A 25400-nucleotide genomic window follows, 5' to 3' on the forward strand; every position below is an offset into this window, starting at 1 on the left:
AAAGATGAGTAGAGGTACTCGTACATTCGAAATCTACCGCTATGATCCTGATAAGGATAAAGCACCGTACATGCAAACTTTTAAGCTTGAATTGACTGATAAGCACCGTATGTTGCTTGATGCTTTGCTTGCTTTGAAAGTGCAAGATGAAACATTGACTTTCCGTCGCTCTTGTCGTGAAGGGATTTGTGGTTCAGATGGTGTGAACATCAACGGTAAAAATGGTTTGGCTTGTTTGTGGAATTTGAACGATTTACCAGAAAAAATCGTGATTCGTCCATTACCAGGTTTGCCTGTGATTAAAGATTTGGTTGTTGATATGAATCAGTTCTATGATCAATACAACAAAATTCACCCATTCTTGATCAACAGCCAACCAGCTCCGCCTAAAGAACGTTTGCAGTCTCCAGAAGAGCGTGAACATTTGAACGGGCTGTATGAGTGTATCTTGTGTGCATGTTGTTCAACTTCATGCCCATCATTCTGGTGGAACCCTGATAAATTCTTGGGTCCTTCAGCATTGTTGAATGCATACCGTTTCATTATTGATTCACGTGATACAGCAACTCAAGATCGTTTAGCGCGTTTAGATGATCCATTTAGTCTGTTCCGTTGTAAAGGTATTATGAACTGTGTATCGGTTTGCCCTAAAGGTTTGAACCCAACTAAGGCAATTGGTCACATTCGTAGCATGTTGTTAGATCAAGCGGGCTAATTTTATGCAAAAGAAGCGCACATTATTCAATGTGCGCTTTTTTTTATTTGTAGGTGGAGTGTTAAGCTTATTGGACTTGAAATTGCATATTTTTGATAGATCGATCAACATATATACCTGTTTTGTATTTATATATTTTGATCAGTTATGAGGGGTATGTGGGAAAAAAATTAAATCATTTCGGAGAACATGTTAGCATTTAGCAAGTCACTATATTGAAAAAAATAGTGAAAAAAAAGAGCTATTATTTTCATAATGTGAGAAAATAGCGTGAGTTTAAAAGACGCCTAAAAACGTTTTAGAAAAGCTAAATCGTGAATTTATCTTTATCTAAAACGATTTGCAAAAAATTGCTCGGCTTTTGGTCGGGTATAAGTGAGTGATAATGCCAGGTATGGGCGTTATCATTCATTGTGCCTGTAAAGTAGGTTATGTCTACTTTATAAGCGCGAATGTTCCCGATGATGAAAGTCATTGGGCATGATGTCATTTTACCAATCTGACATTATCGATCATGGATTACTTCACTGAGTAATCTGTAATATTTTTGCAATAGGAAATGGGTCCACAAATGCAAGAAGTTGCTGACGCATTGCGTCTTGATACTGAACTTTCCGCTGATAGTGCAGCGTATATCGAAGAACTATACGAGCAGTACCTAACTTCTCCATCCTCTGTCAGTGAAGACTGGCGTCAATATTTCGATAAATTCCCAAAAGGCGACCAACCACACGGAACTGTGCGTGAACAATTTTTATTACTGGGTCGTAATTCAAACCGTGTACAGCCTGTTGTTCAAAGCACTGTAAGTACTGAGCATGAAAAACGCCAAATTGGTGTTTTGCAACTTATTGCTGCTTACCGCAACCGTGGACACCAAAAAGCGAAGTTGGACCCATTAGGTTTAGCAAAGCGTGAAGACGTTCCAGATTTAGAATTAAATGCACATGGGTTGACCAAATCTGATTTAGACACAGTATTCAACACAGGCAATCTTGAGATCGGTAAAAGCGAAGCAACGCTTGCTGAGATGATTGAAGCAATGGAAGCAATCTATTGTGGTTCGATCGGTGTTGAATATATGCATATCGTGGACACAAAAGAGAAACGCTGGATTCAACAACGCCTTGAAGGTGCGCGTGGTCAATTTAACTTTACAGCAGAACAAAAGAAACACTTCTTAGAACGTTTGACTGCTGCTGAAGGTTTAGAGAAATTTCTAGGTAACAAATACGTTGGTGCAAAGCGTTTTGGTTTGGAAGGTGGTGAAACCTTTATTCCAATGGTCAATGAGCTGATTCAACGTGCTGGTGCCGTAGGTTGTAAAGAAGTTGTTATCGGTATGCCACACCGCGGCCGCTTGAACTTGCTTGTAAATATTATGGGTAAAAACCCAGCCGACCTTTTTGGTGAGTTTGAAGGTAAAGCACTCAACAAAAAAGGTTCTGGTGACGTTAAATATCACCAAGGTTTCTCATCAAATGTAATGACTCCAGGTGGCGAAGTTCACTTGGCATTGGCATTTAACCCATCACATTTAGAAATCGTTGGGCCTGTCGTTGAAGGTTCTGTTCGTGCACGCCAAGTCCGTCGTAAAGACATTGGTGGTGACGATGTGTTACCAGTGATCGTTCACGGTGATGCTGCATTTGCAGGTCAAGGCGTGAACATGGAAACATTCCAAATGTCACAAACCCGCGGTTATACCGTTGGTGGTACAGTTCACATTGTAGTGAACAACCAAGTGGGCTTCACAACTTCAGATCCACGTGATGCACGTTCTACCGAATACTGTACCGATATCGCAAAAATGGTTCAGGCACCAATCTTCCATGTGAATGGTGATGACCCTGAAGCGGTGGTATTTGTTGCACAACTTGCGCATGATTTCCGTCATACATTCCGTAAAGATGTTGTAATTGACTTGTTCTGTTACCGTCGTCGTGGTCACAACGAAGCGGATGAGCCATCTGCAACTCAACCAATGATGTATCAAGTGATTAACAAAAAAGCAACCACTCGTACGCTTTATGCTGATCAATTGGTTCAACAAAAAATCTTGGATCGCGCTGAAGCGGACAAAATGGTTGAAGACTACCGTGCGGATTTAGAAGCAGGTAACCATGTTGCGAACGCATTAGTACTTGAGCCAAATACAAAAATGTTTGTGGACTGGACTCCGTACTTGGGTCATGACTACACAGACAACTGGGATACTTCATTTGATATCGACCGCTTAAAAGCGTTAGGTACCAAAATGCGTGAGCTTCCAGAAGGTTTTGAAATGCAACGTCAAGTCTCTAAAGTGATTGACGAACGTTTGAAAATGCAAACTGGTGAAGTGCCTTTAAACTGGGGTGCGGCTGAAACTCTCGCTTATGCCACTTTGCTGGATGAAGGTTTCTTGGTTCGTATCAGTGGTGAAGACGTGGGTCGTGGTACATTCTCACACCGTCACGCTAAGCTCCATAGCCAAAAAGATGGTGCAGTTTACATTCCGCTTTGTAACATCAAAGAAAACCAACCGCGTTTTGCACTTTGGGATTCACTGCTTTCTGAAGAAGCTGTTTTGGCATTTGAATATGGTTATGCAACCACATTGCCAAATAGTTTGATTGTTTGGGAAGCTCAGTTTGGTGACTTCGCAAACTGTGCGCAGGTGGTGATTGACCAGTTTATCGCATCTGGCGAAACCAAATGGGAACGTGTTTGTGGTTTAACCATGTTGTTACCACATGGCTTTGAAGGTCAAGGTCCTGAGCACTCATCTGCACGTTTAGAGCGTTATTTGCAGCTTTGTGCTGAAGACAACATGCAAGTGATCACACCAACCACACCTGCACAAATTTATCATGCATTACGTCGTCAGGCTGTACGCCCAATTCGTAAACCATTGATCGTCATGTCACCAAAATCATTGCTTCGTCATAAACTTGCAGTATCTAATCTAGAAGAATTGGCACATGGTCAATTCCAAACTGTGATTGATGAAGTTGATCAAATCAACAAAGCCGATGTAAATCGCATCGTGTTCTGTGGTGGTAAGGTGTATTACGACTTGCTTGAAAAACGTCGTGAAGCTGAATTGAAAAATGTTGCAATTGTACGTGTAGAACAATTGTATCCATATCCAGAACAACGTATTGCTGAAGTTCTGAATGCATATCCAAACGCAAAAGATGTTGTTTGGTGTCAGGAAGAGCCGAAGAACCAAGGTGCATGGCACTTTATTGCCCCATTCTTATATGACACTGTGTCAAATGTCGGCAAACAAGTACGCATTAGCTTCGCAGGTCGTGACGCTTCTGCAGCCCCAGCATGTGGTTCACCATATTTGCATGCAAAACAACAAGCTAAATTAATTCAAGACGCGCTTGCGATTGAAGCTTAATCATCAGGAGAGACTAATATAATGGCAACCGAAATTAAAGCTCCGGTATTCCCAGAGTCTGTAGCAGACGGAACAATTGCAACTTGGCATAAAAAAGTGGGCGAAGCAGTATCACGTGATGAAGTGATCTGTGATATTGAAACTGATAAAGTTGTATTGGAAGTTGTTGCACCTGCTGATGGTAGCTTAGTTGCAATTGTGAAAGGTGAAGGCGAAACTGTTCTTTCTAGTGAAGTGATTGCTCAATTCGAAGTGGGTGCTGTTTCTGGTGCTGCTGCGACTGAAGCTGTTCAAAGCGAAGAAAAAGTAGAACAAGCGGCTGCAAATACACAAGCAGGCGCTGCACCTGTGGTTGAGCGTACTCAAACTGTTCAAGACCAAGCTCCTGCTGTGCGTAAGGCATTAAACGAAACGGGTATTGCAGCATCTGATGTGGCAGGTACAGGTCGTGGTGGTCGCATCACCAAAGAAGATGTTGTAAATCATCAAACTAAACCTGCTGCTGCTAACGTAACACCATTAAGCGTGGCTGTTGGTGAACGTATTGAAAAACGCGTTCCAATGACTCGTTTACGTAAACGTGTAGCTGAACGTTTGCTTTCAGCAACTCAACAAACTGCAATGTTGACAACGTTTAACGAAGTGAACATGAAACCAGTTATGGAAATGCGTAAGCAATACAAAGACATCTTTGAAAAACGTCACGGTGCACGTTTAGGCTTCATGTCTTTCTTTGTTAAAGCTGCAACTGAAGCATTAAAACGCTACCCAGCAGTGAATGCATCAATTGATGGCGACGACATCGTTTATCACGGTTACTATGACATCGGTGTTGCTGTATCTTCTGATCGTGGTCTAGTGGTTCCTGTACTGCGTGATACAGACCGTATGAGCTATGCCGAAGTTGAAAATGGCATCCGTGATTATGCGTATAAAGCACGTGATGGCAAATTGGGCATCGAAGACATGACTGGCGGTACATTCACCATTACTAACGGTGGTACATTCGGTTCATTGCTTTCAACGCCAATTTTGAACCAACCGCAAACAGGTATCTTGGGTATGCACAAAATCCAAGAACGTCCAATGGCGGTGAATGGTCAAGTTGAAATCTTGCCAATGATGTATTTAGCGCTTTCTTATGACCACCGTATGATCGATGGTAAAGAAGCGGTAGGTTTCTTGGTAACAATCAAAGAATTGTTAGAAGAACCAGCTAAATTAATCCTTGACCTTTAATTGATAGAATAAAAATAACAGGCTTAGAGTGATCCTCTAAGTCTGTATTTGGAGATAAACATGTCTCAACAATATGATCTTGTTGTAATCGGTGGTGGCCCAGGTGGTTATGAAGCGGCAATTCGTGCTGCTCAGCTGGGTTTTAAAGTTGCGTGTATTGAGAAACGTATTCACAAAGGCAAGCCATCTTTAGGCGGTACTTGCTTAAACGTGGGTTGTATTCCTTCTAAAGCATTGCTTGACTCATCTCACCGCTATGAAGATACAGTTCATCATTTAGATGATCATGGTATTACAACAGGTGAAGTGCAGTTTGACTTGGCTAAAATGCTGGATCGTAAAGATAAAATCGTCAACCAATTAACAATGGGTGTCGATGGTCTTCTTAAAGGTAATGGTATCGAATGGTTAAAAGGTACGGGTAAATTACTTGCGGGTAAAAAAGTTGAGTTTGTTTCTCATGAAGGTGAAACTCAAGTTTTAGAGCCAAAATATGTGATCCTTGCATCTGGTTCTGTGCCTGTAAATATTCCTGTAGCTCCTGTTGATCAAGACATTATTGTCGATTCAACGGGCGCTTTAGAATTCCAAGAAGTTCCTAAGCGTTTAGGTGTTATTGGTGCTGGCGTAATTGGTTTAGAGCTTGGTTCAGTATGGCGTCGTCTAGGTGCTGAAGTTGTTGTATTTGAAGCAATGGATGCATTCTTACCAATGGCAGATAAAGCATTGGCTAAAGAATACCAAAAAGTATTAACTAAACAAGGTCTTGATATTCGTGTTGGCGCTAAAGTCGCTGGCACTGAAGTAAATGGCCGTGAAGTTACAGTTAAATACACGCAAGGTGGCGAAGAAAAAACGCAAACTTTTGATAAATTAATCGTTTGTGTTGGTCGTCGTGCTTATGCAGAAGGTTTATTGGCTGAAGACTCTGGCATTAAATTGACTGAACGTGGTTTGGTTGAAGTGAACGATTGGTGTGCAACTTCTGTGGAAGGTGTATATGCAATTGGTGACTTGGTACGTGGTCCAATGCTTGCACATAAAGCAATGGAAGAAGGCGTCATGGCGGTTGAACGTATTCATGGTCATGCTGCACAAGTGAACTATGACACCATCATTTCTGTCATCTATACACATCCTGAAGCGGCATGGGTAGGTTTAACAGAAGAGCAAGCGAAAGAAAAAGGCCATGAAGTTAAAACGGGTCAATTTGGTTTCGCTGCAAATGGTCGTGCAATGGCTGCGGGTGAAAATGCAGGTTTTGTGAAGTTTGTTGCAGATGCAAAAACTGACCGCTTATTGGGTATGCACGTGATTGGACCTGCTGCGTCTGATATCGTTCACCAAGGTATGATCGCACTTGAGTTTGTATCTTCTGTTGAAGATCTACAGTTGATGACTTTTGGTCACCCAACTTTCTCTGAAGTTGTACATGAAGCTGCACTTGCTGTTGATGGTCGTGCAATTCATGCGATTCAGCGTAAGCGTAAATAATTAGATTAGTTAAATAATTTAATTGAAAAAGAGCGATCATTTTGGTCGCTCTTTTTATTTTAAGATATTGATAAATAAATATTAAGAATTAGAAAATGTATTTTTATTTATATAAAAAATACCAAATTTTGCGATATTTTTGAGAATTATGTTTAATTTGTAGTAATGAGTTGAGTTTCAAGCAAATTTCTAATACAACTACAATTAGACTTCAGCATGATGCTGTCGTAGCTCGCTCTTAAAATAAGTGGATGTAATAAGTATAAAGGTACGAGAATGAATTTACACGAATATCAGGCAAAAGCTCTACTCAAGCGTTATGGTTTACCCGTTCAAGAAGGTATTCTCGCTACAACTCCCGATGAAGCCATCGCTGCTTATAAAAAATTAGCTGGTAAATTTGCGGTCATGAAAGCTCAAGTCCATGCAGGTGGGCGTGGTAAGGCGGGTGGTGTAAAAGTTGTAAAATCCAAAGATGAAGCTGCTGAATATGCGGGGCAAATTTTAGGAACTCGCCTTGTAACCTACCAAACGGATGCTTTTGGTCAACCTGTAAATAGTGTTTTGGTGTGCGAGGATGTTTATCCTGTACAGCGTGAATTGTATTTAGGGGCAGTTATTGATCGTTCATCACGTCGCGTGACGTTTATGGCATCGACCGAAGGCGGTGTTGAAATTGAAAAAGTTGCAGAAGAAACACCTGAAAAGATCATTAAAATTAGTATTGACCCTCTAGTCGGTTTGTTACCATTTCAAGCACGCCAAGTGGGGTATGCATTACAACTTACAGAAGAGCAAATTTCGAGTTTCACAAAATTGATGCAGGGTGCTTATCGCGCATTTACTGAAAATGATTTTGCATTGTTTGAAATTAACCCATTGTCCATTCGTGAAAATGGTGAGATTTTATGTGTTGATGCCAAGATTGGCATTGATTCTAATGCGCTTTATCGTATTCCTGAAGTTGCAAATTTACGTGACAAAACGCAAGAAAATGAGCGTGAACTCAAAGCTTCTGAACATGATCTTAACTATGTTGCCCTCGAAGGGAATATTGGTTGTATGGTCAATGGTGCAGGTTTAGCCATGGCGACCATGGATATTATTCAGCTTTATGGGGGAAAACCCGCGAATTTCCTTGATGTGGGTGGTGGTGCAACTAAAGAACGTGTGATTGAGGCGTTTAAAATTATTTTAGCAGATCATTCTGTTGAAGCAGTTTTAATCAATATTTTTGGTGGAATTGTACGTTGTGACATGATCGCAGAAGCCATTATTGCAGCTGTACAGGAAGTGGCGGTACAAATCCCTGTTGTGGTTCGCTTGGAAGGTAATAATGCTGAGTTAGGTGCAAAAATTCTGGATGAATCTGGATTGACACTTATTTCTGCAAATGGCTTGGCTGATGCAGCACAAAAAGTCGTTGCAGCATTACAACAAAACGAAAATGAATAAGGGATTGTCAGCATGAGCGTATTAATCAATAAGGATACAAAAGTTTTAGTACAGGGCTTTACAGGGAAAAATGGCACATTCCATTCTGTGCAAGCACTAGATTACGGAACGAAAGTGGTAGGTGGTGTAACGCCGGGCAAGGGTGGGCAAACACATATTGATTTACCTGTATTTAATACCATGCAAGATGCGGTACGTGAAACACAGGCAGATGCCTCTGTGATTTATGTCCCTGCACCTTATGTTTTGGATTCGATTGTTGAAGCGATTGATGCAGGAATTGAGTTGGTCGTGGTCATTACGGAAGGTGTTCCAACTCTAGATATGTTAAAGGCCAAGCGCTATTTGGAAACCTGTGGTAATAATACCCGTCTGATTGGGCCAAACTGTCCGGGTATTATCACCCCTGACCAATGTAAAATTGGAATTATGCCAGGTCATATTCATCAAGCAGGGCGGATTGGCATTATCTCACGCTCAGGTACTTTGACTTATGAAGCAGTATCTCAAACCACAAAATTAGGACTTGGGCAGTCGACTTGTATTGGGATTGGAGGAGATCCGATTCCAGGTATGAACCAAATTGATGCTTTAAAACTTTTCCAAGATGATCCAGATACCGATGCGATTATTATGATTGGTGAAATTGGTGGAACTGCTGAGGAAGAAGCTGCTGAATATATCCAATCCAATGTGACGAAGCCTGTTGTTGGTTATATTGCAGGAGTAACAGCACCAAAAGGTAAACGTATGGGGCATGCAGGTGCGATCATTTCTGGTGGTAAAGGGACTGCGGAAGAGAAATTTATGGCATTTGAGCGTGCAGGTATGGCTTATACACGTAGCCCCGCAGAAATTGGTGCAACCATGTTGGAAGTATTAAAACAGAGAAAATTGGTCTAAGTTGTAATTTCTCTAAAGTTTAAAAATCAAGTTTTCATGAAAGTGGCAACTTGATTTTTTTGAGGATTTTTAGGCAAAAAAATACGCAATGGTTGGGGTGACCACTGCGTAGAACAACGAAAAACTGCATACAGTTCCGTAAAATGGAGAAATGTCATTTAGTTGTAACAACTAAACGCTATAGAGCTAGTATAGTAAAAAGCAGACTAAAATAATAGGCTTTAAGCTCAATTAAGTGTTAAATAACGTAAAAAAATGACACTTTTTGTTGCAAGATTTCAGTACCGTGACCCAAAATGGTCACTTTTGGTTATTTGTAGCAAGAATAATGCTTAGAAACGGAACATTCCAAGACCATCTTTGACTTCATCTAAAGTGCTTTGGGTAATCACTTGACACTTCTGAGTACCTGCTTTCAAAACATCCATAATATAGTCAGGATCTTTAGATAACTCATTACGGCGTTCACGAATTGGAGCGATCAAATCTTTTAGAATACCTTCAAGACGTTTTTTCACCGTACCATCACCCAAACCACCACGACGATAGTGTGCTTTCAAGTCTTCTAGCTCTTCTTTATTTGGATCAAATGCATCTAAATAAGTAAATACGACATTGCCTTCGACTTGACCTGGATCTTCAACCCGAAGATGATTTGGGTCTGTGTACATGGCATTGACTGCTTTTTTAATGTCTTTGTCTGTCGCATTTAACACAATGGTGTTACCCAAAGATTTTGACATTTTGGCTTTACCATCGAAGCCCGGTAAACGACCAACACTTGAGAGTAATGCTTTGCATTCTGGGAGTAAATCACGGCCAATCTGGCGGTTGACACGACGAACAATTTCATTGGTCTGTTCAATCATTGGAATTTGATCTTCGCCCACAGGAACAACAGTCGCTTTAAATGCAGTGATGTCGGCAGCTTGAGCCACTGGGTAGCATAAGAAACCTGCTGGAATATCACGCTCAAAACCGCGCATTTGAATTTCAGACTTGATTGTTGGGTTACGTTCTAAACGTGCCACAGTCACAAAGTTCAAATACAGCATGGTCAGTTCATTTAAAGCCGATAAATGAGACTGAACACAAATCGTTGTTTTAGTCGGGTCGATACCGACTGCTAGATAATCTGTCGCAACTTCAATGACATTGCGACGAACTTTTTCAAAGTTATCGGCATTGTCTGTCAATGCTTGTGCATCGGCTAATAAAATATGTTGATGATGCGTGTCTTGTAAACCAACACGTGAACGAAGTGAACCAACAAAGTGACCTAAATGGAGTTGTCCAGTTGGGCGGTCACCTGTCAAAATAATTGGGCGTTGATCTGCTGTTGTCATGGGATATCCTAAAAACTGTGCTTTGATCGTTTTTCAAAAATGCAGTTATTGTAAGGCATAAGCGAAGTGATGTCTTATGCCAAAGTCAGGCAATTCTTGAAGATTGTTAGATTTGTGCCATAAAAACACTTTACAATGCTAGAAAATATTGATTGGAACTTGATATGGCAGGTAGCCTATTACTCTTATTAGATGATATTGCAACTTTATTAGATGATGTTGCCTTAATGAGTAAGACCGCAGCACAAAAAACAGCGGGCGTTTTGGGAGATGACCTCGCTCTAAATGCTCAACAAGTTGCAGGTGTAAGAGCAGAACGCGAGCTACCCGTTGTTTGGGCGGTGGCCAAGGGCTCTTTACTCAATAAATGCATTTTAGTGCCTGTTGCACTGATTATTAGCGTGTTCGCAGCATGGTTAATTAATCCTTTACTGCTGATTGGCGGATTATTTCTATGTTATGAAGGCGTAGAAAAAGTTTTACATACGTTAAAGACCAAAAAACATACCGATGTCAGCGAAATTCCTGAGCTTCCACAAGATATGGTGGCTTATGAAAAAGATAAGATTAAAGGCGCAATACGTACCGATTTTATTCTCTCTGCTGAAATTGTGGTGATTACCTTAGGCACAGTTGCAGCCACAACTTTGCTGAATAAAGTGATTGTCATGAGTGCAATTGCGTTAACTATGACAATTGGTGTTTATGGCTTAGTGGCTTTTATCGTCAAAATTGATGACATAGGGCTGTATTTAACACAACAAGGTCAGGCATGGAAAACTCGCTTTGGGAATATTCTCTTGGCTTTTGCACCAAAATTAATGAAAACATTGACGCTTGTGGGGACGATTGCCATGTTTTTGGTGGGTGGTGGCATTATTAACCATGCGGTTCCTTTTGCTCATCATTTAACTGAACATGCAACGAATCAAGCTGAAGTGATTCCAACCGTTGGACAGATTTTGGGAAGCATTACCCCAATGTTACTCAATTTTGGTATTGGCATGATTGCTGGAGTCATTGTCTTGGTGGCAATGACAGTTTTCAGTAAAATTTTTCGTCGTGCAAATTAAATAAAAGGTGTTGTTATGGAATGGAAAGGGCGTCGAGAAAGTGACAATGTAGAAGACCGCCGTGGTGGCGGTGCAGTAAAAACGGGTGGTATCAGTATTCTAGGCTTAGTGGTTGCATTTGTGGCATGGAAATTCTTTGGTGCAGATCCGCAGCAGGCGTATCAGGTCACCAAGCAACTGACCACACAGCAGCAGCCAGCTTCTTCTCAAGCCATCCAAAATCCAACAGCCGAGCAGCAAGAAGCAAAACAATTTGTATCCACCGTTCTTGCGGATACAGAAGATACATGGAAAATCATTTTCAAGCAGCAAGGTCTACAATATACCCCTGCTAAATTGGTGCTTTATCGTCAATCTACACCAACAGCTTGTGGGACTGGGCAATCTGCGATGGGGCCTTTTTATTGCCCTTCAGATCGGAGCATTTATTTAGATACAGATTTCTTTGTGGAAATGCGTCAACAGTTGGGGATTTCTGGTGAGAAAAACAGTACCCAGCTCTCACGGCAGGATCAAGCGGGAGATTTTGCGATGGCTTATGTGATTGCGCATGAAGTAGGTCATCATGTTCAAAACCTGTTGGGGATTTCTGAAAAAGTCTATGCACAGCGTCAGCAAATGAGCCAAAAACAGTCAAATCAGCTTTCAGTTAAACAGGAGTTACAAGCGGACTGTTTTGCGGGTATCTGGGCAAAATATAACAATCAGCGAACACACTTCTTGCAACAAGGCGATGTTGAAGAAGCGATTGATGCTGCTGAAAAAATTGGGGATGACTATTTGCAAAAGCGTAGCCAAGGACAAATTGTTCCTGACAGTTTTACGCATGGGACAAGTCAGCAACGGATTAAATGGTTTCAGCAGGGCTTACATGCACAGGATTTATCAGCTTGTGACACATTTCAACATACCTGATAAGAGGTAATCCCTTATGCGTTGGGTCACTTTATTTTTGATTTGTCTCGGTTTTTGGGGTTCATCTGAGATCATGGCACAACAGCCAGTTGAACGGCATTTACAGATACAAGGGGTAGATCGGCAATACTTTGTCTTTGATGCACATCAACAGAAACAAGCACCTTTAGTACTGGTTTTACATGGTGGTGGTGGTAATGGTTTACGAATGCTCAAGCGTTGGCAAAGCGTAGCACAGCGTGAGGGATTAATTATTGTTGCGCCTAATGCTGAAAAAAACACATGGAATGCAGTAGGATGCTGTGGACAAGGTCAGCAGCAACAAAATGCAGATGCTGCTTTTATTCAGCAGGTACTAAAAAGTACACAACAGAATTATTCTATTGATCCCTATCATATTTATATTGTTGGGTTTTCAAATGGGGGAATGCTGACCTATCAATTGATTTCGCAAAATCGAACGCCATTTGCTGCTGCTGCCGTTGTTTCTGCGGCGATGTTTGCAGGGCAGCCACAGCCTCAGGCTGCCTGCCTTTATTGGTGATTCATGGCGTGCAAGATCAAGTGGTACCGATAGATGGTGGCATGAGTCAGATGAGATTTGTTGCTCGTACGCAAGCCCAGCCATTTTTGTCTTTAAATCAGACTCTGAATATTTGGAAAAAAACAAATCATTGTCAAAACAAAAACTTGATATCAACTTCTAACACTTTAAGCATATGGCAATACACTGTATGTCAAGCCGACTTACAGGTAAATATACTAAAATTGACAGGGCATACATGGTTAGAAGCAGAGCACGCCAATGAGTTTGATACAACACAAACGATTTGGAATTTCTTAAAGCAACATCATCGCTGATGAGACTTTTGATTGATAAAGCTTGTTTGAGCTTTATGAAATGTTTATTTCGTGAATGACTCAAAACACCGTAAGAATTTTCATTTTATGTAAATAGTTTGTTACATTTTTCCCCAGTAAAGCCTAAAAATCTGTAAAATGATTCAGACGGCTTTTTTTTCGTCGCAGAGTTTATTTATGTAAAACAAGATGAGTTCAATGATGTAGGGTGCTTATGGGTAGTTATTTTATTTTACAGGTTTTTACGGTTATTTTTGCCCTCTCTATTGCCACTACAATTTTCAATAAGCGTGTTTTAGGTTTTCCACAAGCCATTGGTGTGCCTATTGTTTCGGCAATTTTTGTCTTTATTCTTCAGTGGGGCGCTAGTCTGCTGAGCGGAAATGCTTTTGTCAGTATTAATATTCAGAGTATTCAAAATGCGGTTCGTCATATTGATTTTTATGACTTTTTAATTAATGGTGTGATTTGCTTTATTTTAACCTCGTCAGCCCTTAAATTTAAAATTTCTGATTTGCGTAACCATTGGAAACCTATCAGTATTTTGGCAAGTATTTCACTAGTGCTGTGTGCTGTCTTTTTTGGGGGAATGCTCTTTGGGTTTCAGTTGTTAATTGGGCACTATGTACCGATTGCGATTTTATTGCTTTTAGGTTCAGCATTAGGTGCAACTGACCCGATTGGAATTAAAGGTGTGCTGAGTTCAGTTCGTGCGCCACATCATTTAATCGTTAAGCTTGAAGGCGAATCGCTGTTTAATGATGCCATGTGTATTGCCGTATTCATGACGTTGCTGAATGTCATTCAAGGTAAAAACTTTACCCTGATTGGGACACTGGAAACCTTGTTCTATGAAATTATGGTGGCGGTACTGATCGGTTGGGCATTTGGGCAGGGCATTTTGCGTTTGCTTCGCGGGAAGCATGAGCCAGAATCTTTGATTTTAACCACAGCATTATTGGCATGTGGCTCATACTTGGTGGCATTGTTTGCTCACGCATCTGCTCCAATTGCTTGTGTGATTGGTGGTTTGATTGTGGGGAACCGTTGGCAAGAGATTTTATCAGATACGGCAATCCGCGAAATTAACCACTTTTGGCATACTGTTGAAGGAATTATTAACTCCTTTCTGTTTACCTTGATTGGTTTGGAATTATTCATTTTAGATTTGAATGCCAGTATGATTTTTGGCGGAATTGTGGCATTTATTGTGCTACATATTTCAAGATTTGCAGCGAATTTTCTCTCTTTTGCCTGTTTCCCAAGTTTTAGAAGAAAGAGTTATAACGGTAGTCTTGCCATTTTAAGCTGGGGTGGTGTGCGAGGTGGACTGTCACTTGCCTTGATCTTGGCTGTTGCCAACCATCCTGCTTTAAATCAATACAGTAGTATTTTAATTGGCTATACGTTTATTGCGGTTTTGTTGTCAGGTGTAGTCTGTGGTTTGGGATTGCCTGCGGTGATGAATGCTTTCTACTACAACCCGCATGAGGAAACAGAAGGTTTTAAAGGTTGGTATCAGCGGATGTGCCATAAAATGAATCGTAAAGGGATTAAGTATATTGTGGGGGAGGATGCCAATGGTAATGAAACCATTACGGTCTATAATCCAGAGCAAATTACCGATGTAAAAACAGAGGATGGTGTTGCTGCTTTACATGATCCAAGCAAAATGACTGAACGCAATCAGTTGGAAAATCCACATAATTTCTAAGTTTTAATGAGATCAAGGAGATGAAAAATCATCTCTTTGGTCAAGATAAGCTTTAATTTCAGCAACAGCATGACGTGCAGTGCGGTTTACCCCAATTAATGTGGCTGATGCAGTGCCCGTCCAGTCGCCATAACCCACAAGCCATAGATTTGGCTGTTTGATTGAACGTGATTCTTGAGTAAGAACACGCTGATTTTCTTCAATAATATTTAATGCTTTTAAGTGAGATAGCGCAGGGCGAAAACCTGTACACCAGATCACGCGATCAATCTCTTGCATTTCGCCATTTTCCCAAACCACATGGTGTTCTGTAAAGTGAGAAAACGCAGGATGGCTGACTAAAACGCCTCGGGTTCGAGCATCTTTGACAGAATCAACCATGACAATATCGCCAAAGCCACCAAGTGGCTGTTCAATACTACGCCCTTCCTGTTGTGCCTTTAGACGTTCCGTTGCTCTCAGAAATAGCACTCGTCCATCGACATCATCGGCTAAAAACTGTGGTGGAGTCTGTGTAACCCATATCGTTGTAGCCACCTGAGAAATTTCAGCAACAAGCTGTGCAGCTGAATTACCACCGCCCACAATTAACACACGCTGTCCCTGTAATGCCTCAGGATTTTGATAGTGTGCAGAGTGTAAACTCATACCTTTGAAATTTTCAAAACCTGAATAATAGGGGATATAGGGATGACTCCATGTGCCTGTAGCACTAATCACAGCTTTAGCTTGCCAATTTTGTTCGGCACTTTGCACCAATAAATCATTGTCTAGGGGCGTGACTGTTTTGACATCAATCGGGCGCAAAATAGGCAGTTGATAGCGTATTTCATAATTGCTTAAGTAATTGAGGACTTCAGCTTTAGTTGGATAAGCATGTTGAGTGGGCGGCATTAACCAACCTGAAATTGAGCTCCAACTGGCAGGTGAAAATAACTGTAAAGAATCCCATGCATGTTGCCACGCACCACCTGCATGCTGTTCTCGATCAAGAATGACATAGGAGAGATTTGTACGTCTTAAAAAATAGGCACAAGCCAAAGCTGCCTGCCCACCACCAATAATACAAACATCTACAGTGTGTGTTGTTTTCATGTTAGAAATCCTGTACTAAAGGGCTGGCAATACCAAGTCGATGCCGCTTATTCTAGTATTTTTCCTATGATCAGACTGCTATATTTCAAATGCAAATAGAACTTTATTGCCAAATTTTAGAAGTCGTTGCGCAAATTCCAGATGGAAAAGTTGCAACTTATGGGCAAGTTGCCAAGATGGCAGGTCTGCCTCGCCATGCACGTTTGGTGGGTAAGGTTTTACAGAACTTAGAGTCAGGAAGTCAGATTCCTTGGCATCGGGTGATCAATGCACAAGGGAAAATTAGCCTCAGCCAACTCGATGCAAAAGGCAATAATATTCAGGCACTCAAGTTGCAACAAGAAGGGATTGTGGTGATTGCAGGTCGCGTTAAATTAAGCCAATATCAATGGCAAATTTAAGTGTGAAAACTAATCATTGAAAGACTTTCAAGCTTGAAACAGCTATGGTAAAACAGAATAAAGAAAGGAGAATAATGATAACTATGGCTGAACTCAATCATGAAGTTGTTGCTTTATTTCAGCAACATTTACTTCCATTATCAAATACACTCACGGAAATGCTGAACGAGCATTATAGTCACCAAACTGAACGTCGTGGTTGTGGTTATACCTAATCAACCCGATTACTGGCTGAGTTTATTAATCAGCCCCGAAATACTGAAGACAACAAAGATCATCGTATTTTTGATGATTACAAAATTAATCAGCTTAAAAGCAAATTCCCGATGCTGAAACAGTATGGTTTAGCGTTAGAAGATTGGCGAAATTTGGATATTTCATCTCAAGTCATCCATTTTTTAAAAGAACATCAAAATACTACTGACCCAATCATTGATCAATTACGGCAGGAAATTAAGTTCCAGCACGACTTACGCCATATCAGTGAGCAAGCAAAATTAGAAGAAAGTCATCTGATTTGTCAGTTGATTGCAGATATCATTTTACCGATTGAGAACTTGACTGATCAATATGTTGAACTGGTGAATTCCCAAGCTAAGCCGAAGGTCGGCTCTTGTCCTATGGCTGAAGATTTTTTCTTGCAGATTGCACATCATCGTATTTTAAGGCAAGGCTCAATTAATATTTTTGTGGATCATCAGCAGCGCCCGATTTTGCTTGAAAAAATGAATATGGGCGATAATCATTCCTGTATCAGTCTTGTTCCTGTGCTCATTAATGGTGTGCGTTTACCTGCGGGGAGTTTATTTTCACTCGATTATGATTTGGAACAGATCGCAGATAAACGCCCAAATAAACAAGTTCGGGGGTATATCATTCCTGTTGAAGCCGTTACATTTTGGTTCTTACGTATCACCACTTTGGCGATTAGCCCTGAAAACCGTCCAAGAGCTTTTACGACCCATTTTAAACAACAGGTTGATAATCATTTATTTAGCCCAGAAACCACCAAGCTATCCCAATTGGTTGATATTGCAAACGAGCAAATTTAGATGAAATCCAATGTGATCCATGTGTGTTATTCGCCACGTTATTATGCACATACCCACACCAATAGCATGGAAAAACTGGCTGCGGTGGCAGAGGTACTTGCACAGAAAAGTTATATTGAACTGGTGGAGCCAGAGCTGATTGATGTTCAGTTATTAAAAAAATTGCATGATCCACATTATGTTGATGCTTTTGTGCAAGGGGAAAAACCGCTTGCCAGTGCTCAAGGCTTTAAACAGTGGAATGAACAATTGCGTGACGCGGTACTGAGTGTACAAGGTGGACAACTAAAGGCAGCTGAACTGGCATTTCAATATGGAATTTCTGCCAATATTGCACAAGGTTTTCATCATGCCGTTTATGAATGTGGCTTGGCGTATTGTACCTTTAATGGCTTAGCTTTGGTGGCGCAGCACTTTCCGCATAAGAAAATCTTTATACTTGATTGTGATCAGCATGGTGGAAATGGTACGGCAGAGTTTACTTTGAGACTACATAATTTATTTAATTATAGTATTTTTGCTATTCCTTTTGGTTGTGCTTATCACGAACGTAGCTTAACCCATCATATTGATAAACAAGAAGGTTCATTTGAGCAGTATGTCAAAGCGATTCAGCAAGGTTTTAACAATGCGATTGCTTGGGGAGCAGATCTGATTATTTATCAGGCGGGGATGGATTGTCATCAACATGATCGCTTTGGTTCGGCTTGGTTTACCACTGAATTGCTTAAACAGAGAGATCATTTGGTTTTTTCTTTAGCAAAAAAAATAACCTTCCTTTGATGTTTGTCTTGGCAGGAGGATATCAGCCTTTGGTTGATCTAGTCCCATTACATGTGAATACATTTGAGGCGGCACATGAAGTGTATGCTGAAGTTGAAGCAGCGAGCTAAAAAAAGGAAGTACCTTGTACTTCCTTAATTTTTTATAGATATTCTACATTTACGATTTCGTATTCAACTTCACCTTGTGGCGTGACGATTTTGACTTCATCGCCTTCATTCTTACCTAAAAGACCACGTGCAATGGGTGAATTGACCGAAATTTTGTTGATTTTAAAATCTGCTTCGTCATCACCTACGATTTTATAGGTTTTGCGTTCTTCAGTATCAAGGTTTTCAATGGTTACTGTTACCCCAAATACAACGCGACCATTCTGTTCAAGATCATTGACATCAATCACTTGGCATGCACCAAGCTTGCCTTCGATATCCTGAATACGACCTTCACAGAAACCTTGCTGTTCACGAGCAGCATGATATTCAGCATTCTCTTTTAAGTCACCATGTTCACGTGCTTCAGCAATGGCTTGAATAATACGTGGACGCTCAACAGTTTTTAATTGCTGTAATTCTTTCTCTAAAGCTGCTTTGCCCTCAGGCGTCATTGGATAACGTTGCATTTTAGTCCCTCGAAATGAAATGGGATTATATCGTTTAAAAAAAAGAAAAATCCCGCCACCGATAAGGTGACGGGACTTATCAGATCAGGAATTAATTTTGCAAGTCTTGCAAGCGATATACATCCATTGGTAATTGAATCGCAAAGGCTTGGCAAACTGCTTCAGCACCATTAATGGTGGTGGTGTAATACACTTTACCTTGTAGCGCAGCACGACGAATCATGGCTGAGTCATACTGAGCACGTTTGCCCTCAGTGGTATTGACAATAAGGTGTATTTCACCATTTTTCAAGCGGTCTACAATGTGTGGACGACCTTCGGTTACTTTATTTACGCGTTCGCATTCAACACCCGCATCGCTCAATACTTTGTGCGTACCAGACGTTGCAATCAGTTTGAAACCATAGTCAGCAAGGCGTTTAGCAATATCAACCACGTGTTCTTTGTCTGAATCACGAACAGACAAGAATGCATGTTTAACTTCGCCTTCAGTTGGTAAGCCTGGTAAACGTTCATTTGAGCCTAATACAGCTTTATAGAATGCTTCACCAAATGATTTACCAACACCCATCACTTCACCTGTAGATTTCATCTCAGGGCCAAGCATTGGGTCAACACCAGGGAATTTCGCAAATGGGAATACCGCTTCTTTAACAGCAAAGTGAGTCGGAATAATCTCTTTGGTGAAACCTTGAGATTCTAAAGACTGACCCGCCATACAACGTGCAGCAACTTTCGCTAAAGACTCGCCAATACATTTAGATACGAACGGAACAGTACGTGATGCACGTGGGTTCACTTCAAGGATATAAATGTCGTTGCCTTTAACCGCAAACTGTACGTTCATCAAACCGATCACGCCAAGCTCTTTCGCCATAGCTACAGTTTGACGGCGCATTTCGTCTTGGATTTCTTGAGAAAGCGAGTATGGAGGAATTGAACATGCAGAGTCACCAGAGTGAATACCCGCTTGTTCGATGTGCTGCATGATCCCGCCAATCACCACATCTTTACCGTCAGATACGCAGTCAACGTCAACTTCGATGGCTGAATCCAAGAAATGGTCAAGAAGTACAGGCGCTTCGTTAGAGGCCTGAACCGCTTCACGAAGGTAGCGTTTTAACTCATCTTCGTTATATACGATTTCCATTGCACGACCACCCAATACATAAGATGGACGAACAACGAGCGGATAACCCACTTTCGCAGCTTCAGAAATACCTTCTTCAGCAGATTTTACGATGCTGTTGTTGGGTTGACGTAATTGCAGGCGTTGAATCATTTGCTGGAAACGTTCACGGTCTTCTGCACGGTCAATCGCATCTGGAGATGTACCAATAATTGGTGCGCCAGCTTCTTCTAAAGCACGAGCCAATTTAAGCGGAGTTTGACCACCGTACTGTACGATAATGCCTTTTGGCTTTTCAGTACGTACGATTTCAAGGACATCTTCTAAAGTAATTGGTTCGAAGTACAAACGATCTGAAGTGTCATAGTCGGTAGAAACAGTTTCAGGGTTACAGTTCACCATGATTGTTTCATAACCGTCATCACGCATTGCAAGCGCAGCGTGTACACAGCAGTAGTCAAACTCGATCCCTTGACCAATACGGTTTGGACCACCGCCGATCACCATGATCTTGTCTTTCGCTGAAGGATTTGCTTCACATTCTTCATCGTAAGTTGAGTACATGTAGGCAGTGCCAGATTCGAATTCTGCTGCACAGGTATCAACACGTTTGTAAACTGGGTAAACACCCAAGTTCCAACGGTGCTTACGGAATTGTTTTTGTGAAATACCCATCAAGTTCGCAATACGAAGGTCAGATAAACCTTTACGTTTGAATGAACGGATATTGTCAGCAGTCAAGTCGCCAAAGCCTAAAGCTTTTACTTGAGCTTCAGTTTTGATGATGTCTTCGATTTGGATCAAGAACCAACGGTCAATCTTAGTCGCTTCAAACACATCATCAAGGCTAAAGCCATGACGGAAGGCATCAGCAACATACCAAATACGCTCAGGACCTGGAACTTTAAGTTCTTTTAAGATCTTATCTTTCGCGCCTTCAGTACCTACAGCGATTTGTTCGTCAAAACCACAAACGCCAACTTCAAGACCACGAAGTGCTTTTTGTACTGATTCTTGGAAGTTACGGCCAATCGCCATCACTTCACCCACAGATTTCATCTGTGTGGTCAATACAGGTTCAGCTTGAGGGAATTTCTCAAAGTTGAAACGTGGAATTTTGGTCACAACATAGTCGATTGCGGGTTCAAATGACGCAGGTGTTACACCGCCAGTGATGTCATTTTTAAGCTCATCAAGTGTGTAACCAACTGCCAATTTTGCTGCGATTTTTGCAATCGGGAAACCCGTTGCTTTAGATGCAAGTGCAGATGAACGAGAAACACGAGGGTTCATCTCGATTACAACCATACGACCATCTTTCGGGTTAATACCGAACTGAACGTTTGAACCACCCGTTTCAACACCGATCTCACGAAGAACAGCAATCGATGCATTACGCATGATTTGATATTCTTTGTCCGTCAATGTTTGCGCAGGGGCAACAGTGATTGAGTCACCTGTGTGCACGCCCATTGGGTCGAAGTTTTCAATCGCACAAACAATGATACAGTTGTCGTTTTTGTCACGAACAACTTCCATTTCGTACTCTTTCCAACCAATTAAAGATTCATCAATCAATAACTGTTTAGTTGGAGAAAGGTCGAAACCGCGTTCACAAATTTCGATGAATTCTTCTTTGTTATACGCAATACCGCCACCTGAACCACCCATCGTGAATGATGGACGAATGATTACAGGAAAACCGAAACGTGCTTGAATTTCTAAAGCATGTTCCATGCTTTCTGCAACGTCAGCGCGAGGACATTCAAGTCCGATTTTACGCATGGCGATGTCAAACAGTTTACGGTCTTCAGCTTTTTCAATCGCGTCTTTAGTCGCACCGATCAATTCCACATTGTATTTTTCTAAAATACCGTGTTCATCAAGCGCAAGCGCACAGTTCAATGCCGTTTGACCACCCATTGTAGGAAGAACGGCATCTGGGCGCTCTTTCTCAATGATTTGTGCAACAGTTTGCCAAGTGATTGGCTCGATATAAGTTGCATCCGCCATTGAAGGGTCGGTCATAATGGTCGCTGGGTTAGAGTTCACCAAAATAACGCGGTAGCCTTCTTCACGAAGTGCTTTACAGGCTTGTGCACCAGAATAGTCAAACTCACAGGCTTGACCAATCACAATAGGACCAGCACCAATAATTAAGATGCTTTTAATATCCGTACGTTTAGGCATTATTCGCTCCTTAATTACTTCTTAGTGGCTTCAATAAGTTCGATGAAATGATCGAACAGTGGGGCACAGTCATGTGGACCTGGGCTTGCTTCAGGGTGACCTTGAAAGCTAAACGCTGGTTTATCTGTGCGGTGGATACCTTGTAGCGTGCCGTCAAACAACGATTTATGTGTTGCTTTTAAGTTCGCTGGAAGAGTATCTGCATCCACTGCGAAACCGTGGTTTTGTGATGTAATCATCACTGTCCCTGTTTCAAGATTTTGCACAGGATGGTTTGCACCGTGGTGACCATGGCTCATTTTGATGGTTTTTGCACCAGAAGCGAGAGCAAGGATTTGATGACCTAAACAAATACCAAATACAGGTAAAGTTGTGGTTTCAACGATAGTTTTTACAGCTTCAATTGCGTAGTCACATGCCGCTGGGTCACCAGGACCGTTCGACAAAAATACGCCATCAGGATTTAATGCGAGAACTTTCTCAGCAGGAGTCTGCGCAGGTACAACAGTCAACTTACAACCGCGGTCTGCGAGCATACGTAAGATGTTGGTTTTGACACCGTAGTCATATGCAACGACATGATATTTAAATTCAGGTTGTGCAAAGCCTTGACCTAAAGCCCATGAACCTTCAGTCCATTCAAAGCCTTCAGGATCGCAACATTCTTTAGCAAGGTCTAAACCATTGAGACCGCCAAATTCACGTGCTTTTTCTAAAGCTTGCTCTTCAGTGATGTTTTCACCGGCAAGGATACAGCCGTTTTGTGCACCTTTTTCACGTAAAATACGTGTCAATTTACGGGTATCAATGTCAGCAATTGCAACAACATTATGCTGTGCAAGATATTCACCTAAAGATTGTTCTGCACGGAAATTACTGTGAAGTAATGGAAGATCGCGGATGATTAAACCGTTCGCCCATACTTTATGGATACGACCTGATTCAGAATCTTCTGCGTTACAACCTGTATTTCCGATATGCGGATAAGTTAATGTCACAAGTTGTTGTGCATAACTTGGGTCAGTAAGAATTTCTTGATAGCCAGTCATGGCAGTATTAAAAACGACTTCACCAGTCGTACATCCCGTAGCGCCGATAGAGGTACCTTTAAAGATAGTTCCATCTGCGAGGGCTAAAATGGCGGGGGTGCTCAAACCAAAGCTCCTGAATTTTAAGCTGTAAAAAAGCGAGTAGACATAAAAAAGATGGCTGCCTAAAAACATGCCCTCCTTTGGTCTGCTCGCTTGTAACTTAAAAACGTATTGTACGCATATAGGCAAAGAAAGTCCACGTTATTTATAAATAATCAATCAGACAAAAGCACTGTGCTCAGGATTTGTAGTGAACTGCAAAAAAGCAATGTCATTATGTGAGAATTCGTTAATTGTCCGACAATTTTATGTTTAAAAAAACATCGCTTTGGTAGATTGGGTAACAGCAATACTGCAATTGATTTTGTATAAATAAGGAGCGCACTCATGGCGACGAAAACGACTCTACAAGAAAAAACAGAACAGCTTGAGCAAGCCGCAACAGAGGTGAAGGCTAAAGTTGAAAAGAAAGTTGAAGCAGCTGAAGCAAAATTTGAAGAGGTGAAAGAAAAGGCTGCGGAACAGGCGACTGAAATTCAATCTGAAGCTAAAGATGCAAGCGCTTCTTTTCAAGAGCAAGTCAAGAAATTAAAAGAAGATTTCTTGCTTCATTTTAATGATTTTCGTGACAAATTTACTTTGTCGCAAGATGATTTAATTGAACTTAAAGAAGTTGTCAAAATCGAATTTGCCTCGATTGTTGAAGAATTTTCGAAGATTAGTAAAGAAGTAAAAGAAGACGTTTCTCAATTTTCTGCAAAACACAAAGAACATGTGACAGAAACGCTGCACCGTACCAAAACCAATGCGGTAGAGGCATGGCATAAAGTGAAAGATTCAGAAGACAAAAAGGTGGAAGAAAAGCCAGAGAAAGAAACTGAAGAAGTAAAGTGAGATCACTTTAGTTATAAAAAACGGGCAAATTTGCCCGTTTTTTTATACTTAGAAATGATGAAGCCAGTCACGTTTGTTGTGAAAGTCAGCTTCAGGGCTGCTATGCTGCATTGCATAAAAATGCATGCCTTGAGTTGTATCAAGAACTGCAGTCATTCCCATAAACAGGTCATGCCATTTGAGTCGATGCTGTTGCATAAATTGACTCAAATCGAGTGTCGCATTAAGTCCGTAATGGGTGCGCTGCAAGTTTAACAGTTCAATATCTTGTGCAAGTTGTGGAGGCATGCTTTCAGGATAGCGATACTCTTCAAATTGATAAACTTGCCAAGCTTGGGATGGAGATAGGTTTATTTCACGATAAAAATCTTCATGTTTAACCCCAATAAACAGCTCAAAACAGGTCTTTTCCCATAGAAAATCTTGTCGAGGATGTGCTGCACATAGACTTGGCCATTGAATCAATTGTAAAGGGTCACGCAGCCAAAAACCAAGGTTAAGCGTATAAGGTGCTTGGTACTCAATAGCGCCAACCAATGAAATATCATGAAAGCGCTGAAAAGCTTGCAGCTCGTAACTTGCCATACAGGACTCTTAGTTTGCTAAATGCGCGTGACGAACAAGGTTTGATAGTTTTGGATTTTGTTTTGCTGCCTTTTTATAAAGCAAAGCAATTTTACCAATCTTTTGTACAACTTCTGCTTGGGTCGCTTGCGCTAAAGCATCGATAACTTCTGCGCGTGCATCACGGTCTTCACCTGCCACTTTAATTTTAATAAGTTCGTGATCTGTTAAAGCGCGAACGGCTTCTTCAATCACGCTATCAGTAAGGCCAGAACCACCCACCATCACGACAGGGTTAAGCGCATGACCAATTTGGCGAAGGCGTTTGCGTTCTTGAATAGATAATGTTGCCATGAAATAAACCTAATTTTTGAAAAGCGCAGTAGTATAGCAAATCACAAGCAGAACCGTATAAAAAACTTAGTTATAATCACATAAATACATATTTTTTGATGATTAATTTTTTGAAAAAGTAT

At 41.1% G+C, this 25400-nt stretch carries 20 protein-coding genes and 2 pseudogenes; 15 read left to right on the top strand and 7 right to left on the bottom strand.

The window, feature by feature from the left end:
• Positions 1-4 precede the first annotated feature (4 nt).
• The 6 genes from GBN19_RS04990 to sucD all read left to right on the top strand — a co-directional run bounded on the left by GBN19_RS04990 (position 5) and on the right by sucD (position 9197).
• Positions 5-715: a succinate dehydrogenase iron-sulfur subunit gene (locus GBN19_RS04990; protein ID WP_151708727.1), complete on the top strand. Its 711-nt coding sequence runs from the start codon at positions 5-7 to the stop codon at positions 713-715.
• 571 nt (positions 716-1286) lie between these two features.
• Positions 1287-4106, top strand: a complete 2820-nt coding sequence (locus GBN19_RS04995) for a 2-oxoglutarate dehydrogenase E1 component (protein ID WP_215903478.1) — start codon at positions 1287-1289, stop codon at positions 4104-4106.
• Between the two features lie 21 nt (positions 4107-4127).
• Positions 4128-5345 (top strand): 2-oxoglutarate dehydrogenase complex dihydrolipoyllysine-residue succinyltransferase, encoded by a 1218-nt coding sequence (gene odhB / locus GBN19_RS05000; RefSeq protein ID WP_151777396.1) that lies wholly within the window; start codon positions 4128-4130, stop codon positions 5343-5345.
• Between the two features lie 60 nt (positions 5346-5405).
• Positions 5406-6839 carry a dihydrolipoyl dehydrogenase gene (gene lpdA / locus GBN19_RS05005; RefSeq protein ID WP_151708730.1) on the top strand — a complete coding sequence of 478 codons (1434 nt, stop codon included), beginning with the start codon at positions 5406-5408 and terminating at the stop codon, positions 6837-6839.
• 276 nt (positions 6840-7115) lie between these two features.
• Positions 7116-8294, top strand: a complete 1179-nt coding sequence (sucC, locus tag GBN19_RS05010; RefSeq protein WP_151708731.1) for an ADP-forming succinate--CoA ligase subunit beta — start codon at positions 7116-7118, stop codon at positions 8292-8294.
• A gap of 12 nt (positions 8295-8306) precedes the next feature.
• Positions 8307-9197, top strand: a complete 891-nt coding sequence (gene sucD / locus GBN19_RS05015) for a succinate--CoA ligase subunit alpha (RefSeq protein ID WP_151708732.1) — start codon at positions 8307-8309, stop codon at positions 9195-9197.
• A gap of 332 nt (positions 9198-9529) precedes the next feature.
• Here the strand turns inward: sucD and trpS are convergent, their stop codons facing one another.
• Positions 9530-10543 (bottom strand): tryptophan--tRNA ligase, encoded by a 1014-nt coding sequence (trpS, locus tag GBN19_RS05020; RefSeq protein ID WP_151708733.1) that lies wholly within the window; start codon positions 10541-10543, stop codon positions 9530-9532.
• A 164-nt stretch (positions 10544-10707) separates the two neighbouring features.
• On the opposite strand from trpS, the gene GBN19_RS05025 reads away from it, so the two are divergent.
• The 5 genes from GBN19_RS05025 (at position 10708) to GBN19_RS05040 (ending at position 15106) form a co-directional block, all read left to right on the top strand.
• Complete coding sequence (locus GBN19_RS05025; RefSeq protein WP_151777397.1) at positions 10708-11616, top strand: DUF808 domain-containing protein; 909 nt, start codon at positions 10708-10710, stop codon at positions 11614-11616.
• Positions 11617-11631: 15 nt separating this feature from the next.
• Positions 11632-12531 carry a KPN_02809 family neutral zinc metallopeptidase gene (ypfJ, locus tag GBN19_RS05030; RefSeq protein WP_151777398.1) on the top strand — a complete coding sequence of 300 codons (900 nt, stop codon included), beginning with the start codon at positions 11632-11634 and terminating at the stop codon, positions 12529-12531.
• Between the two features lie 16 nt (positions 12532-12547).
• The gene (locus tag GBN19_RS16055; RefSeq protein WP_228271211.1) at positions 12548-13075 is read left to right on the top strand and encodes an alpha/beta hydrolase family esterase; all 528 of its coding nucleotides are present in this window, start codon (positions 12548-12550) and stop codon (positions 13073-13075) included.
• 8 nt (positions 13076-13083) lie between these two features.
• The gene (locus GBN19_RS16060; protein ID WP_228271212.1) at positions 13084-13392 is read left to right on the top strand and encodes a hypothetical protein; all 309 of its coding nucleotides are present in this window, start codon (positions 13084-13086) and stop codon (positions 13390-13392) included.
• 214 nt (positions 13393-13606) lie between these two features.
• Complete coding sequence (locus tag GBN19_RS05040) at positions 13607-15106, top strand: cation:proton antiporter (protein ID WP_151708737.1); 1500 nt, start codon at positions 13607-13609, stop codon at positions 15104-15106.
• Positions 15107-15118: 12 nt separating this feature from the next.
• Here the strand turns inward: GBN19_RS05040 and GBN19_RS05045 are convergent, their stop codons facing one another.
• The gene (locus tag GBN19_RS05045) at positions 15119-16201 is read right to left on the bottom strand and encodes an ArsO family NAD(P)H-dependent flavin-containing monooxygenase (protein WP_151777399.1); all 1083 of its coding nucleotides are present in this window, start codon (positions 16199-16201) and stop codon (positions 15119-15121) included.
• 89 nt (positions 16202-16290) lie between these two features.
• On the opposite strand from GBN19_RS05045, the gene GBN19_RS05050 reads away from it, so the two are divergent.
• The 3 genes and pseudogenes from GBN19_RS05050 (at position 16291) to GBN19_RS05060 (ending at position 18547) form a co-directional block, all read left to right on the top strand.
• On the top strand, positions 16291-16602 hold the full coding sequence (locus tag GBN19_RS05050) for an MGMT family protein (protein ID WP_151708739.1): 312 nt from the start codon (positions 16291-16293) through the stop codon (positions 16600-16602).
• Between the two features lie 83 nt (positions 16603-16685).
• Positions 16686-17654 (top strand): annotated as a pseudogene (locus GBN19_RS05055) (hypothetical protein).
• A 12-nt stretch (positions 17655-17666) separates the two neighbouring features.
• Positions 17667-18547, top strand: a pseudogene (locus GBN19_RS05060) (histone deacetylase).
• 32 nt (positions 18548-18579) lie between these two features.
• Here the strand turns inward: GBN19_RS05060 and greA are convergent.
• From greA to carA, 3 genes are all read right to left on the bottom strand, one after another.
• The gene (gene greA, locus GBN19_RS05065; RefSeq protein WP_151708740.1) at positions 18580-19056 is read right to left on the bottom strand and encodes a transcription elongation factor GreA; all 477 of its coding nucleotides are present in this window, start codon (positions 19054-19056) and stop codon (positions 18580-18582) included.
• Between the two features lie 91 nt (positions 19057-19147).
• On the bottom strand, positions 19148-22375 hold the full coding sequence (gene carB / locus GBN19_RS05070; RefSeq protein ID WP_151777400.1) for a carbamoyl-phosphate synthase large subunit: 3228 nt from the start codon (positions 22373-22375) through the stop codon (positions 19148-19150).
• Between the two features lie 14 nt (positions 22376-22389).
• Positions 22390-23529: a glutamine-hydrolyzing carbamoyl-phosphate synthase small subunit gene (carA, locus tag GBN19_RS05075; protein ID WP_151777401.1), complete on the bottom strand. Its 1140-nt coding sequence runs from the start codon at positions 23527-23529 to the stop codon at positions 22390-22392.
• Positions 23530-23853: 324 nt separating this feature from the next.
• On the opposite strand from carA, the gene GBN19_RS05080 reads away from it, so the two are divergent.
• Complete coding sequence (locus GBN19_RS05080) at positions 23854-24360, top strand: hypothetical protein (RefSeq protein ID WP_151708743.1); 507 nt, start codon at positions 23854-23856, stop codon at positions 24358-24360.
• Between the two features lie 48 nt (positions 24361-24408).
• On the opposite strand, the gene GBN19_RS05085 is transcribed toward GBN19_RS05080, so the two are convergent.
• Positions 24409-24945 carry a DOMON-like domain-containing protein gene (locus GBN19_RS05085; protein ID WP_151777402.1) on the bottom strand — a complete coding sequence of 179 codons (537 nt, stop codon included), beginning with the start codon at positions 24943-24945 and terminating at the stop codon, positions 24409-24411.
• A 9-nt stretch (positions 24946-24954) separates the two neighbouring features.
• Positions 24955-25278 (bottom strand): ribosome assembly RNA-binding protein YhbY, encoded by a 324-nt coding sequence (gene yhbY / locus GBN19_RS05090; protein WP_151708745.1) that lies wholly within the window; start codon positions 25276-25278, stop codon positions 24955-24957.
• Positions 25279-25400 lie beyond the last annotated feature (122 nt).

This window comes from Acinetobacter brisouii (assembly GCF_008993995.1).
GTDB lineage: Bacteria > Pseudomonadota > Gammaproteobacteria > Pseudomonadales > Moraxellaceae > Acinetobacter > Acinetobacter brisouii_A.